The 12,521-nt window shown below is 63.4% G+C and carries 10 protein-coding genes; 7 read left to right on the forward strand and 3 right to left on the reverse strand.

Annotated features, from left to right (window positions below; translation table 11 throughout):
• The first annotated feature begins 237 nt into the window (after positions 1–237).
• The 5 genes from secD to H9627_RS08250 all read left to right on the forward strand — a co-directional run bounded on the left by secD (position 238) and on the right by H9627_RS08250 (position 7,879).
• A complete protein-coding gene (gene secD, locus H9627_RS08230) occupies positions 238–2,112 on the forward strand; it encodes a protein translocase subunit SecD (RefSeq protein WP_191733532.1) in 1,875 nt (624 codons plus the stop codon).
• A gap of 3 nt (positions 2,113–2,115) precedes the next feature.
• Positions 2,116–3,252, forward strand: a complete 1,137-nt coding sequence (secF, locus tag H9627_RS08235; RefSeq protein ID WP_191733533.1) for a protein translocase subunit SecF — start codon at positions 2,116–2,118, stop codon at positions 3,250–3,252.
• A gap of 129 nt (positions 3,253–3,381) precedes the next feature.
• Positions 3,382–4,983 (forward strand): ABC transporter substrate-binding protein, encoded by a 1,602-nt coding sequence (locus H9627_RS08240; RefSeq protein ID WP_191733534.1) that lies wholly within the window; start codon positions 3,382–3,384, stop codon positions 4,981–4,983.
• Positions 4,984–5,001: 18 nt separating this feature from the next.
• A complete protein-coding gene (locus H9627_RS08245) occupies positions 5,002–5,568 on the forward strand; it encodes an adenine phosphoribosyltransferase (protein ID WP_191733704.1) in 567 nt (188 codons plus the stop codon).
• A gap of 25 nt (positions 5,569–5,593) precedes the next feature.
• On the forward strand, positions 5,594–7,879 hold the full coding sequence (locus H9627_RS08250; protein WP_191733535.1) for a RelA/SpoT family protein: 2,286 nt from the start codon (positions 5,594–5,596) through the stop codon (positions 7,877–7,879).
• A 189-nt stretch (positions 7,880–8,068) separates the two neighbouring features.
• Here H9627_RS08250 and H9627_RS08255 read toward each other — a convergent pair whose 3' ends face one another.
• Both H9627_RS08255 and H9627_RS08260 read right to left on the reverse strand, forming a co-directional pair.
• Entirely contained in the window at positions 8,069–8,416 is a 348-nt protein-coding gene (locus H9627_RS08255; RefSeq protein WP_191733536.1) for a hypothetical protein, read from the reverse strand.
• Between the two features lie 432 nt (positions 8,417–8,848).
• On the reverse strand, positions 8,849–9,697 hold the full coding sequence (locus tag H9627_RS08260) for a peptidylprolyl isomerase (RefSeq protein WP_191733537.1): 849 nt from the start codon (positions 9,695–9,697) through the stop codon (positions 8,849–8,851).
• 124 nt (positions 9,698–9,821) lie between these two features.
• Between H9627_RS08260 and H9627_RS08265 the strand changes: the two genes are divergently transcribed.
• Both H9627_RS08265 and hisS read left to right on the forward strand, forming a co-directional pair.
• On the forward strand, positions 9,822–10,466 hold the full coding sequence (locus H9627_RS08265) for an MBL fold metallo-hydrolase (RefSeq protein ID WP_191733538.1): 645 nt from the start codon (positions 9,822–9,824) through the stop codon (positions 10,464–10,466).
• Positions 10,467–10,523: 57 nt separating this feature from the next.
• A complete protein-coding gene (hisS, locus tag H9627_RS08270; protein ID WP_191733539.1) occupies positions 10,524–11,813 on the forward strand; it encodes a histidine--tRNA ligase in 1,290 nt (429 codons plus the stop codon).
• 29 nt (positions 11,814–11,842) lie between these two features.
• On the opposite strand, the gene H9627_RS08275 is transcribed toward hisS, so the two are convergent.
• Positions 11,843–12,520 (reverse strand): FMN reductase, encoded by a 678-nt coding sequence (locus H9627_RS08275; protein WP_191733540.1) that lies wholly within the window; start codon positions 12,518–12,520, stop codon positions 11,843–11,845.
• Position 12,521 lies beyond the last annotated feature (1 nt).

Here is a 12,521-nt window from a genome sequence, read left to right on the forward strand (position 1 = left end):
CCCCCGATGGCGTACCATATTCGACGGTAAGCGCTCTATGACGCACTTTGTCCGATTGTGGTTGCGCGTGCGGAAACCCTTTCACGCCGTGTGGTGGTGGTCAACCCGGTGGGTCCCACCCCCGCTGCAGCGTCAACGGCATGACGATTCCCCGTTCCACAGGTCGGTATCCCGGTTTAAACCGGGGAACTCGGTGACACGGGGATCCGATGGATCAATTTCACTAAGGAGACATACTTGGCTCGGCAGAAGAAGAGTGCCGTTAGTGCCTGGGAGGCATGGCCGAAACGCGCGATCGCGATTTTCGTCCTCATTCTCTTCGGCGTCTACGCGCTCGTATTTTTTACAGGTGATCGTTCGGCCACCCCGAAACTCGGAATTGATCTCCAGGGCGGTACCCGTGTGACGCTGGTTCCGCAGGGGGAGGAACCCACCCAGGATCAGCTCAACCAGGCGCGTGTGATCCTGGAGAACCGCGTTAACGGCATGGGCGTCACTGGTGCCAGTGTGGTTGCCGATGGCAACACCCTGGTGATCACCGTCCCGGGTGAGGATGTCGCCCAGGCCCAGGCCCTCGGCCAGACTTCCCAGCTGCTGTTCCGCCCCGTCGGTCAGGCCGGCATGCCGGATATGGCCACCCTCATGCCGGTGCTCGAGGACATGGCCAACCGCTGGGTGGAATACGGCGTGATCACCGAGGAGGAGGCCAATACCGCACTGGCCGAGATGCACTCCGCGATCGTCGAGACTGAACAGGCCGGGGAGGAGGCTGCGGAGACCGCCAGCGAGGCGCCCACAGTGACGGCGGAACCGATGCCGGAACCGGCGAACTCCATCGAGGCCACGGAGCGTCGTCAGGATATCACCGAGATGCTGCGCACCGATCGTCAGTCCACCGACCCGACGACCCAGATCGCCGCCAGCTCCCTCATGCAGTGCACCCCCGAGGAGATGGATCCGATTGCGGGTACTGATGACCCACGTCTGCCACTGGTCGCCTGCGACCGGGCCAGCGGCGGGGTCTACATCCTCGATCCGGCGCCTCTGCTGCAGGGGGAGACCGATGAGGAAAACGGTGCACGTCTGACCGGCAATGAGATCGATACCGACCGTCCGATCACCGGTGGATTCAATTCCCAGACCGGCCAGATGGAGATCAACTTCGCCTTCAAGTCGGGTGCGGGGGAATCGGGTTCCGCCACCTGGGCCGCCCTGACCAACGAGTACCTCCAGCAGCAGATCGCCATCACGCTGGATTCCGAGGTCATCTCCGCACCGGTGATCCAGTCCGCCACCCCGGTGGGCAGCGCCACCTCCATCACCGGCGACTTCACCCAGGAGGAGGCCACGGAACTGGCCAACAACCTCCGGTATGGTGCCCTGCCACTGAGTTTCGCCGGTGAAAACGGTGAGCGCGGTGGCACGACCACCACAGTCCCACCCTCCCTGGGTGCGGCCTCCCTCCAGGCGGGTCTCGTCGCCGGTGTCGTGGGTATCGTCCTCGTCGCCATCTTTGTCTTCGCCTACTACCGCGTGTTCGGCTTCGTCTCCCTGTTCACGCTGGTGGCCGCCGGTGCACTGGTGTACGGATCCCTCATTCTGCTGGGCCGGTGGATCGGGTATTCCCTCGATCTCGCGGGCATCGCCGGTCTGATCATCGGTATCGGTACCACCGCCGACTCCTTCGTGGTCTTCTACGAGCGCATCAAGGATGAGATACGTGAGGGCAGGTCCTTCCGGTCCGCCGCCCCACGTGCCTGGGAGCGAGCCAAGCGCACCATCGTCACGGGCAACATGGTCACCCTCATCGGTGCCGTGGCCATCTATCTCCTGGCTGTCGGCGAGGTCAAGGGCTTCGCCTTCACCCTGGGTCTGACCACCGTCTTCGACATCCTGGTGACCTTCCTGGTCACCGCACCGCTAGTGATCCTGGCCTCCCGCAAGCCGGTGTTCGCCAAGCCATCCGTCAACGGCATGTCCCGTGTGTACAGGCTGGTGGACGAGTTGCGTGCCAACGGTGAACTCGATGAGATGCACCATGTCGGTACGGTCGCCGCTCCTGCGACCGTCAGCTCCGGCACCCCCGGTTCTACTGAGAAGGAGCAGAGGTAAGTCATGAGCACCATCCACACACAGAAGAAGTCCCGGGGCACGTTCAACAGCCTCTACACCGGTGAGGGCGGCATTGACTTCATCGGCCGGTCCAAGCTCTGGTACTGGATCACCGGTATCCTGCTGATCCTGTCCATTCTGTTCATCGCGGTCCGCGGTTTCTCCCTCAGCATCGATTTCGAGGGTGGCACCAAGATGAACATGCCGGCGGCGGATTACTCCACCGAGGCGGTGGAGGAGACCTTCACCGAGGCCACCGGGGTCACCCCCGAGCTGGTTCAGGTCGTTGGTTCCGGTGATGCCCGCATCCTGGAGATCCACTCCGAACGTCTCGGTGATGATCAGATCGAATCCGCCCGCCTCGCGCTCTATGAGGAATTCGAACCGGTCAACTCTGAAGGTGCGGCCACCCCGGATGCCATCGGTAACTCCACGGTGTCTGAATCATGGGGATCCACCATCACCGAACGCATGATCATCGCCCTGCTGGTGTTCCTCGCGCTGGCTGCCATCTACATCGGTATCCGCCTGGAACGGGAGATGGCCGTCGCGGCGATGGCCGCCCTCCTCGTCGATGGTGTGGTCATCGCGGGCATCTACGCCGTCATCGGTTTCGAGGTGTCCCCGGCCACGGTCATCGGCCTGCTGACCGTGTTGACCTTCTCCATCTATGACACCGTGGTGGTCTTCGACAAGGTGCGTGAGAACACCGAGGGGTATGAGCACTCGCTGCGGCGGACCTACGGTGAACAAGCCAACCTGGCCGTCAACCAGACGTTCATGCGTTCGGTGTCCACGACGATCATCTCCGCCCTGCCGATCATCGCGCTGATGGTTGTCGCGGTGTGGATGATGGGTGTGGGTACCCTGAAGGATCTGGCACTCATTCAGCTCATCGGTGTCGTCGAGGGCACCTTCTCCTCGGTCTTCCTCGCCACCCCGATCCTGGTCTGGCTGAAGAACCGCTCGGCCGCCACCAAGCGCCACAACGAGACCGTCGCCGCGGCCCGGGAGGGCAGGCTTGACGACGCCGAGGAGGTCCTCACACCGACCCTCGGTGAGAAACGCACCGTCGCAAAGCCGGTTGCCCCGGAGGAGCCCGGCCAGCCGGGTGGAACCTGGCGCCCCGGCCGTAGCTGATCCGCGTTCAGTACATCCCGTCACCGTCCCTGTGTGGACAAAGGTGACGGGATTTATGCGTTGTGGGGGATGCTCAATATACTTGTGTGTCTTGACAACAACCGGGGCGAAGGGCTGGGGGAATAAGACGTGGTGAACAGGAAAACACCGGTGGCTGTTCTGCTGTCTGCCTGTGCCCTTGTGCTGGCCGCCTGCGCGGAGACGGTGGAGGAGCCCACCGCCCATGAGCAGAACCATTTCGGGTATGCCCTGAACTCTCCACTGGCCACCACCAATGCCGCCTCCCTCCTCGGGGTGGCCACCGACGCGGGCCTGTTGTCCTCCCGTCTGTACCCGGCGGTCTACGTGCAGGGCCCCTCGGGCCAGATGATCCCCAACACGGATCTGGCCACCACGCAGGTGCTGCCCGGAGCCAACCGCCAGGTGATCTACACCATCAACCCGGAGGCCACCTACTCCGACGGCCAACCGGTGGTGTGTGATGATTTCCTCCTCGCGGCGAAGGCGGGCATGATGCCGAGCGTCTTCGACTCCCACGTGCCCCTGGCCACCCAGATCGAACGGGTGGACTGCCAGTCGGGCTCCAAATCGGCCACGGTGGTGTTCAAGGAGGACTACGGCAACAGGTGGCGTCACCTCTTCGATCAGGGCACCCTGCTGCCGGCCCACGCCATCGCGACGAAGGCCGGGATCACCCTCGGGGAACTCCACAGGGCTCTGCAGGAGGAGGATGTGGAGGCACTGGAGGAACCCGCCAGGATCTGGGCGGAGGGTTTCAGGTTGGACAACTTCGACCCCGCCCTCCAGGTGTCCTCGGGTCCGTATGTGATCACCGAGGTGGGTGAATTCGGCGAGGCGACCCTGGGCCGCAATGAGCACTACAGCGGGGATGCCGCCACCCTGGATCAGATCGTGGTGTGGCCGAAGGGCGCGGATCTGGACACGATCGCCCGTGCCGGGAATCTCCAGATCGCCGACACCGGCTCGGGGGATACTGCCACCTGGGTCAACCGGGATGATCCGATGAACCCCTATGACATCTACAAGGAGATCGGCGTGCTCACCGAGCAGCTCACGCTCGGTTCCTCCGGCGTGTTCTACGGTGCACAGGCCCGGCAGGCGTTCGCGGCCTGCGTTGACCAGCAGGCGGTGGCGGCGGCGTCGTCACGCGTCTCCGGCATCGAGGTCCCCGCGATCGGCGTGCACTCCGTGCGCGCACAGAACCCCGTGGGGCAGCAGCTGGGGGACCTGCCCGCCAGGAAGATGGCGGTGGACATCGGTACGGCCTCGGCACTCGCCGGGACCACCGTGCGCATCGGTTATGACGGGCCTGATGAGCGCAAGGCCGCCATGGTGGAGGCCATCCGGGTCAGTTGTGAACCCGCGGGTATCACCGTGGTGGACGCTTCGGAGGAGGTGGTCAGCCTCAGGGATCTCAGCCGCACCGTGGTCACCGAGTGGGGGTATGAGCAGTATTATGAGGGCTCCCTCGACGCGGTGTTGCACGCGGTGGATCCCAACAGGGAGTTCGCCACGGTGAATTCCACCGGTTCGGACCCGATTTCCACCCGGGAGACCGAGGAGCGACTGTGGACCGAGGTGCCCTCGATTCCGCTCTCGGCCCAACCCCGCGTGTTCGTCATTGACCGCACTGTCGGTAACGTGGTGGTTAATACGGATCTCTCCGGAATTGGATGGAACATGGACCGCTGGTCCAGAAGTGAGGACTAAGAAGTGACCGAGACCGACATGGATAGCGGCCAGGACAGCGGCAGTGACAGCACCGCCAGGGCGCGTGCCGCCCTCATCGAGCACACCCGGTATGTGCACGATTTCCCGGCGGAGGGGGTCCTGTTTGAGGATCTCACCCCGGTGTTGGCCAACGCCGAGGCCTTTGCCGCTGTGGTGGACGCTCAGGCGGAGGCGGCCGCGGAGCTCGGTGCGGAGATCATCGGCGGGTTGGATGCCCGCGGATTCCTTCTGGGTTCGGCCGTGGCCTACAAGCTGGGTCTGGGTGTGATCGCCATCCGCAAGAAGGGCAAGCTGCCCCCGCCCGTGGTCACCCAGGAATATGACCTGGAGTACGGTTCCGCGGCTCTGGAGCTGCCCTCGGAGGGGCTGGATATTGCCGGTCGGAAGGTTGTGCTCATCGACGATGTACTCGCCACCGGCGGAACACTCGCGGCAGCACGTAAACTAATTGAAACATGTGGCGGTAACGTCACCGGATTTGTTCTCGCCATTGAGGTCGGTGGCCTCGGTGGCCGGGAACGTCTGGGAGATATCCCGGTCCATGTGATCAGGGATCCGCAGTAGCGGAAGTGAGAAAGGCGACGAGAAGATGAGTCTGGAGCGTAATCCGCAGAAGTCGACAATAGGTGTGCGCAGCATGTCGGCCAGGCTCGCCCGAAGTCTCACGGGAACCAGGGTTCGCACCAACCCGGTCCTGGATCCCCTGCTGAGCATCCACCGGCAATTCCATCCGAAGGCCGACGGGGTGGTTCTCGAACGGGCCTATTCCACCGCGGAACGTCTCCACGAGGGTGTGGTCCGCAAATCCGGTGATCCCTACATCACCCATCCCCTCGCCGTGGCCACCATTGCTGCGGAGATCGGCATGGACACCACCACGCTGGTCGCCGCGCTGCTGCACGACACGGTCGAGGACACCGACTACTCCCTCGACGATCTCACCCGGGATTTCGGTGAGGAGGTCGCCAGGCTTGTCGACGGGGTGACCAAGCTCGACAAGGTCGCCCTGGGGGCTGCGGCGGAGGCCGAGACGATCCGCAAGATGATCGTGGCCATGAGCCAGGATCCCCGGGTGCTGGTGATCAAGGTCGCCGACCGCCTGCACAACATGCGCACCATGCGTTTCCTGCCCCCGGAGAAGCAGGCCAAGAAGGCACGCCAGACCCTGGAGGTGATCGCCCCGCTCGCACACCGCCTGGGCATGGCGAGCATCAAGTGGGAGCTGGAGGACCTCTCCTTCGCCATCCTGTACCCGAAGAAGTACGAGGAGATCGTCCGCCTCGTCGCCGACCGTGCCCCCTCCCGGGACAGGTACCTCAAGGAGATTATCGACCAGGTCACCGCCGGGCTGCACGACAACAACATCGCCGCCGAGGTGCTCGGTCGCCCGAAGCACTACTGGTCGATCTACCAGAAGATGATCGTGCGGGGCCGCGACTTCGACGACATCTTCGACCTGGTGGGCATCCGCATCCTGGTGGACAATGTCAACAACTGCTACGCCGCCATCGGCGTGGTCCACTCGTTGTTCAATGCGCTGCCGGGCCGTTTCAAGGATTACATCTCTGCTCCACGTTTCGGGGTGTATAAGTCACTGCACACCACGGTCATGGGCCCGGGGGGTAAACCCCTGGAGGTGCAGGCACGTACCCATGAGATGCACTACAACGCGGAATTCGGCATCGCCGCACACTGGAGGTACAAGGAGACCAAGGGCTCGCACACCGGTGACCGCGAGGAAGTGGATCAGATGGCGTGGATGCGTCAGCTGCTCGACTGGCAGAAGGAGGCCGCGGACCCGAATGAGTTCCTCGACAGCCTGCGCTATGACCTGACCTCCAAGCAGATCTTCGTGTTCACCCCCAAGGGCGATGTGGTCAACCTCCCGGTGGATTCCACCCCGGTTGACTTCGCCTACGCGGTGCACACCGAGGTCGGCCACCGGTGTATCGGTGCCAAGATCAACGGCAAGCTGGTCGCCCTGGAAACCAAACTGAAATCCGGTGACCGCGTGGAAGTGTTCACCTCCAAGGACCCCAATGCCGGTCCGAGCCGTGACTGGCAGGACTTCGTGGTCTCCCCACGGGCCAAGGCCAAGATCCGCCAGTGGTTCGCCAAGGAACGTCGCGAGGAGTATCTGGAGGCCGGCCGGGATGCACTCGCCGCGGTGATCCAGCGTGGTGGCCTGCCGATGCACCGCCTGTTCACCGCCACCACGATGAAGAGGGTAGCCACCGAGCTGCACTACTCGGATGTGGATGCGCTGTACACCGCCATCGGTTCAGGCTCCGTCTCCGCGCAGCATGTGGTCAACCGCCTGGTGGCCATCTTCGGTGACCAGGAGGACGCCGAAGACGCCCTGGTTGCCCGGACCCCGTTCAGTGAGCTGGTGGAATCCCGTGCGGCCACCGGCAACAACGAAAGTGGGATCCTCGTCGAGGGCAGCCCCGATGTGCTGGCCAAGCTGGCCAAATGCTGCATGCCCGTGCCTGGCGATGCGATCTTCGGTTTCGTCACCCGTGGCGGTGGGGTCTCTGTGCACCGCACCGACTGCACCAACGCCGAGAAACTCCGCGAGGAACCTGAACGCATGGTGCAGGTTGCCTGGGCCTCGGAGGGGCAGGGTTCGGTGTTCTCCGCGACGCTGCAGCTCGAAGCCCTTGACCGCGCCGGGCTCCTCTTCGAGCTCACCCGCGTGATCAACGAACAGAAGGTGTCGGTCACCGCGATGAATTCCCACTGTTCCGACGACCGTGTGGCCACCGTCCGGTTCACCTTCGCGGTCTCGGACACGAAACAGTTGGGGTCCCTGATGACCCAGCTGCGCAACGCCGAGGGTGTCTTCGATGTCTACCGTGTGACCTCAGGCGGGTAGTCGGGGATAGGTCAGGAGAACGGCGCCGTCATCCCGGGTGGGATGACGGCGCCGTTCTCCTTCTACGTCGTTCTCCTATGAATCTTGGAATCCACAGAATCCGCAGAATCCTTCCAACCCCAGATACAGGAAAATCCCTCCCGTATGCCGGTTGATACGCGGCGTGGGAGGGATGAAACCCGGTGTGACCTAGCGGGCCATGAAACGGTCCAGGTTGCTGGCGAAGGTCAGGATGGTGGTCAGGGCACCGATGACCGCGGTGATGATCTTGATCCAGTCATTGACATTGTCCATGTCGGAGGAGCCTGCGCTCTTGGTGGTGCTTGGGACAGCGGTGACGGTGCGGGTCGCGGTCTCGGTCACGGTAGGGGCAGCGGTGGTGGTCTCGACGCTGGTGGCCACGGTTGTGGTAGCCACGGTGGTGGTCTCGGCGCTGGTGGTCTCATCCTCTGCGAATGCAGGGGCGGTGAAAGCGGAAGCGGCGACGGCGGCAGCGGTACCAAGCGCGACCAGGGAGGTGCGGGAGAAAATCTTCATGTCCTGGGTCCTTCGTGATGAGGGGCGGTTTTATCTAGTGCTCACTCTAACTGCGCATCCAGAGTGGTGCAAGCAAACTGTGATGGAGAAGTAGGGCAAATGTTATATAAGCTCCACATCATGGGATTTTCATCCATAAAAACGGGTTTAATTGATGAAAGTCACAGGCGGACGGTCAGGCCCCGCGGAACTAACCACCCCCGATTGAGGGTGTTTTGGCCCGGTTGTTTAACAGGTTATGGACAGTGTTTCTCCAGTTAGATGGTGTTATCCGCCGCTTGGGATGGAAGGCCGGGAAAACGCGCCTGCAGGCGGTGGTGAGGGGGAAATCAGATATCCACCCGCAGAAGGAAACCGCCTCCCGACCGGCATTGCTGCCGGGGGTCGGGAGGCGGTTGTGCTCGGGGGTCCGAACTTTATGCAGCCGGTGTCTTAAGCCACCGTCGCGGTCTCGATGACCACTTCCTCGGCGGGTGCGCCGTCGGTTGCCCCACCCTCCACGCCGGTTTCGGCGATGGCATCGAGGGTGGTCAGGCCCTCGTCGGTGATCTGACCGAAGTAGGTGTAGGCCGGTGGCAGCGGGGAATCATCGTAGTTGAGGAAGAACTGCGAGCCGTTGGTGTCCTGACCGGCGTTGGCCATGGCGATGGTGCCGCGCTCGTAGATGACCGGGGTGTTCAGGTCCTCCTGGGCAGCCTCATCGGTGGGGTATTCGTTGGCGAACTGGAAGCCGGGGCCGCCCGCGCCGGTGCCACTGGGGTCACCGCACTGGAGAACGTAGATGCCGGAGGTAGTCAGACGGTGGCAGACCACGTCATCGTAGTAACCCTCAGCGGCGAGGTGCTCGACGGCGTTGACGGTGCAGGGGGAGACGGAACGGTCGAGTTCCATCCCGATCTCACCCTGGTTGGTGGACAGGTTGACGGTGACGGTGCCGGTGGCCGGAACGTCCTCGGTGGGCGGGGTGGATACCTCACGGGAGGCCTCGCCCGCCTCCTCGTAGGTGCAGGAGACGGTGTCACCGAGTGGGGTGGTGCGGGTGACCGCCAGTGGCTCGTAGGTGGGTTCCTCCGGAGCGGTCGTTGTCTCATCGGCGGTGATGGCCTCGTCGCCGGAATCGCGGGTTGCTGCGTACCAGATGCCGCCGACCACGAGGAGGATGACCGCCAGGGAGGCAGCCACAACGGTCATCGGCTTGGTCTTCTCCTTGCGATCCCTGCTCTTGAGTTCCTTTTCAAGCTGGGAGAGTGCCGTCTGGCGCCGTTCCTTGTTATTGCTCACCGCGTTGTATCCCTTTTTTCGTGTTGGAAAGTACGTGCATGAAAAATTCCTCCCTATTCTAACCATCCGGGGAAACCGTGCTGAATGGTGATCACCTGGGGGGTCGGGATTAGACTCTGCCTTCATGGAGATTCTCGGTTTCGCGGCAGGTCCCTACAAGACCAACTGTTATGTCGTTGTCGGTGACGGTGAGGTGGCGATCATCGATCCCGGTATGCACACCCACGATGATCTGGTGGAGTACATCACCACCAATAAACTCACCGTGGACAAGATCGTGCTCACCCACGGTCACATCGACCACACCCGGGATGCGGGGGTGGTGGCCAGGCGTTTCAACGCACCGGTCTACATCCACCCCGATGATGTGTTCTTCCTGGAGGCCTACAAGGGCAGCGGCACCCGCACCGCCATGCTGTTCGACGCCGATAACATGCTCTCACCGGAGTCCACCATCGATCTCGTCGACGGGGAGACCATCACCCTGGCTGGCGAGGAGTTCACCCTCCGGCACGCGCCGGGACATTCGCCCGGATGCACCATGCTGGTGGGGCAGGACTACTGCTTCTCCGGTGATGTGCTGTTCAAGGGGTCCATCGGCCGCACCGATTTCGAGTTCGCTGATGAGGAGGCGATGACCCGCTCCCTGCGCACCGTCGTGCTGCAGCTGGATGACGCCCTGCAGATCCTGCCCGGTCATGGTCCCACGACCACCATGCGGGCGGAGCGGATGGGCAACCCGTTCCTGCGTGCGCTGCGTCCGAACTGACGCCAAACCTGATCCTGTCTCCGACCCGTCCACGATGAAAAGGTATCGTTAGCAACCGTGAGTGACAAGAACACCAAAACCGAGAAGATCCAGCCGTTTTCCGCACCGAAGGGTGTACCGGATTACGCACCGCCACGCTCGGCGGCGTTCGTCGCCGTCCGCGACGCCTTCATCAGACAGGCGCATCTGGCGGGATTTGAGCATATCGAGCTGCCGATCTTCGAGGACACCGGCCTGTTCGCCCGTGGTGTGGGTGAATCCACCGATGTGGTGAGCAAGGAGATGTACACCTTCGCCGACCGCGGTGAGCGTTCCGTCACCCTGCGCCCGGAGGGCACCGCCGGTGTCATGCGTGCGGTCATCGAGCACAGCCTGGATCGCGGTCAGCTGCCGGTCAAGCTCAACTATGCCGGGCCGTTCTTCCGCTATGAGCGCCCCCAGGCGGGTCGTTACCGTCAGCTCCAGCAGGTCGGTGTGGAGGCCATCGGTGTTGATGATCCGGCCCTGGATGCCGAGATCATCGCCCTGGCCGACCGCAGCTACCGGTCCCTGGGCCTGACCGGTTTCCGCCTCGAGCTGACCAGCCTGGGGGATAGCAACTGCCGTCCCGCCTACCGCCAGAAGCTCCAGGATTTCCTCTTCAACCTGCCCCTGGATGAGGAGACCCGCCGCCGCGCCGAGATCAACCCGCTGCGGGTGCTCGATGACAAGCGTGCGGAGGTCCGCGAGATGACCGCGGATGCTCCACTCATGCTCGACCACCTCGATGACGAGTGCCGCACCCACTTCGAGACCGTCACCGGCCTGCTCGATGACATGGGTGTGCCCTACGAGATCAACCCACGTATGGTCCGTGGCCTTGACTACTACACCAAGACCACCTTCGAGTTCATCCACGACGGCCTCGGTGCACAGTCCGGTATCGGTGGCGGTGGGCGTTACGACGGCCTCATGGCCCAGCTCGGCGGCCAGGACCTCTCCGGCATCGGTTACGGCCTGGGTGTGGATCGCACCATCCTCGCACTCGAGTCCGAGGGCGTGGCCGTCGGCCAGGAACGTCGCGTGGATGTCTATGGTGTGCCCCTCGGCCAGGCTGCGAAGAAGGCGATGGCCGGTGTTATCAACGATCTGCGTGCCGCCGGCATCAGCGCCGACATGTCCTACGGTGACCGCGGGCTCAAGGGTGCGATGAAGGGTGCGGACCGTTCCGGTTCCCTCTACACCCTGGTGCTCGGCGAGAATGAGCTGAGCAACGGCACCGTCGCGGTCAAGGACATGCGTGCCCACGACCAGCAGGATATCGCCCTGTCTGAGGTGGTCTCCATCCTGCGGGCGAAGCTGGCCTAGCAGCGCGCTTGTCGACGAACCGCTGAGCGCTACTGCCCGCCGTCGTGACCCTTGAGTAGATCGGCGAATGAGGTGAAGCCCTCACCCGGGGTGACCCCGGTGCGGCGGTAGGACAGATCCGCGTCCTGGTTGGCGGTGGCGCCACCCAGGCCCTGCACGCTGCCGTAGTCCTGGAGCATGAGGGTGGCCAGTTCCCCGGCCGCCCGGTTGACGCGGCGTTCGAACTCCACACCCGCCTCGGTGCCGAAGTCGGCGGTGGCGGCGAACACGCCGGTGGGGACCACCACAGCGCGCAGGTAGTTGAACATCGGTCGGATCGCATGATCGAGCACCAGGGAGTGGCGTTCGGTGCCGGCGGAGGCGGCGATGAGGGTGGGCAGCCCCACGATGGTCTTCGGATCCAGGGCGTCGAAGAACATCTTGAAGATGCCTGAGTAGCTGGCGGTGAACACCGGGGTGACGGCGATCAACCCGTCGGAGTGCGCCAGGCGTTCCTTCGCGGCATCAAGGACGGGGGAGCTCATGCCCGCGCTGGTGAAGGCGGTGGCCAGGTCGAAGATGAGATCGCGGATCTCGATGACCTCGATGTCCACGGACTCACCGCGGGCGGTGACAGCCGCCTCGACGGCATTGGTGAGCTGGTCGGCCACGGAGCGGGTTGTCGACGGGTTGGACAGTCCCGCGGTGACCACGGTGAGTGTGCGCATG

Origin of the sequence: Corynebacterium gallinarum (assembly GCF_014837045.1) — a bacterium.
In the GTDB taxonomy this organism is placed as follows: domain Bacteria; phylum Actinomycetota; class Actinomycetes; order Mycobacteriales; family Mycobacteriaceae; genus Corynebacterium; species Corynebacterium gallinarum.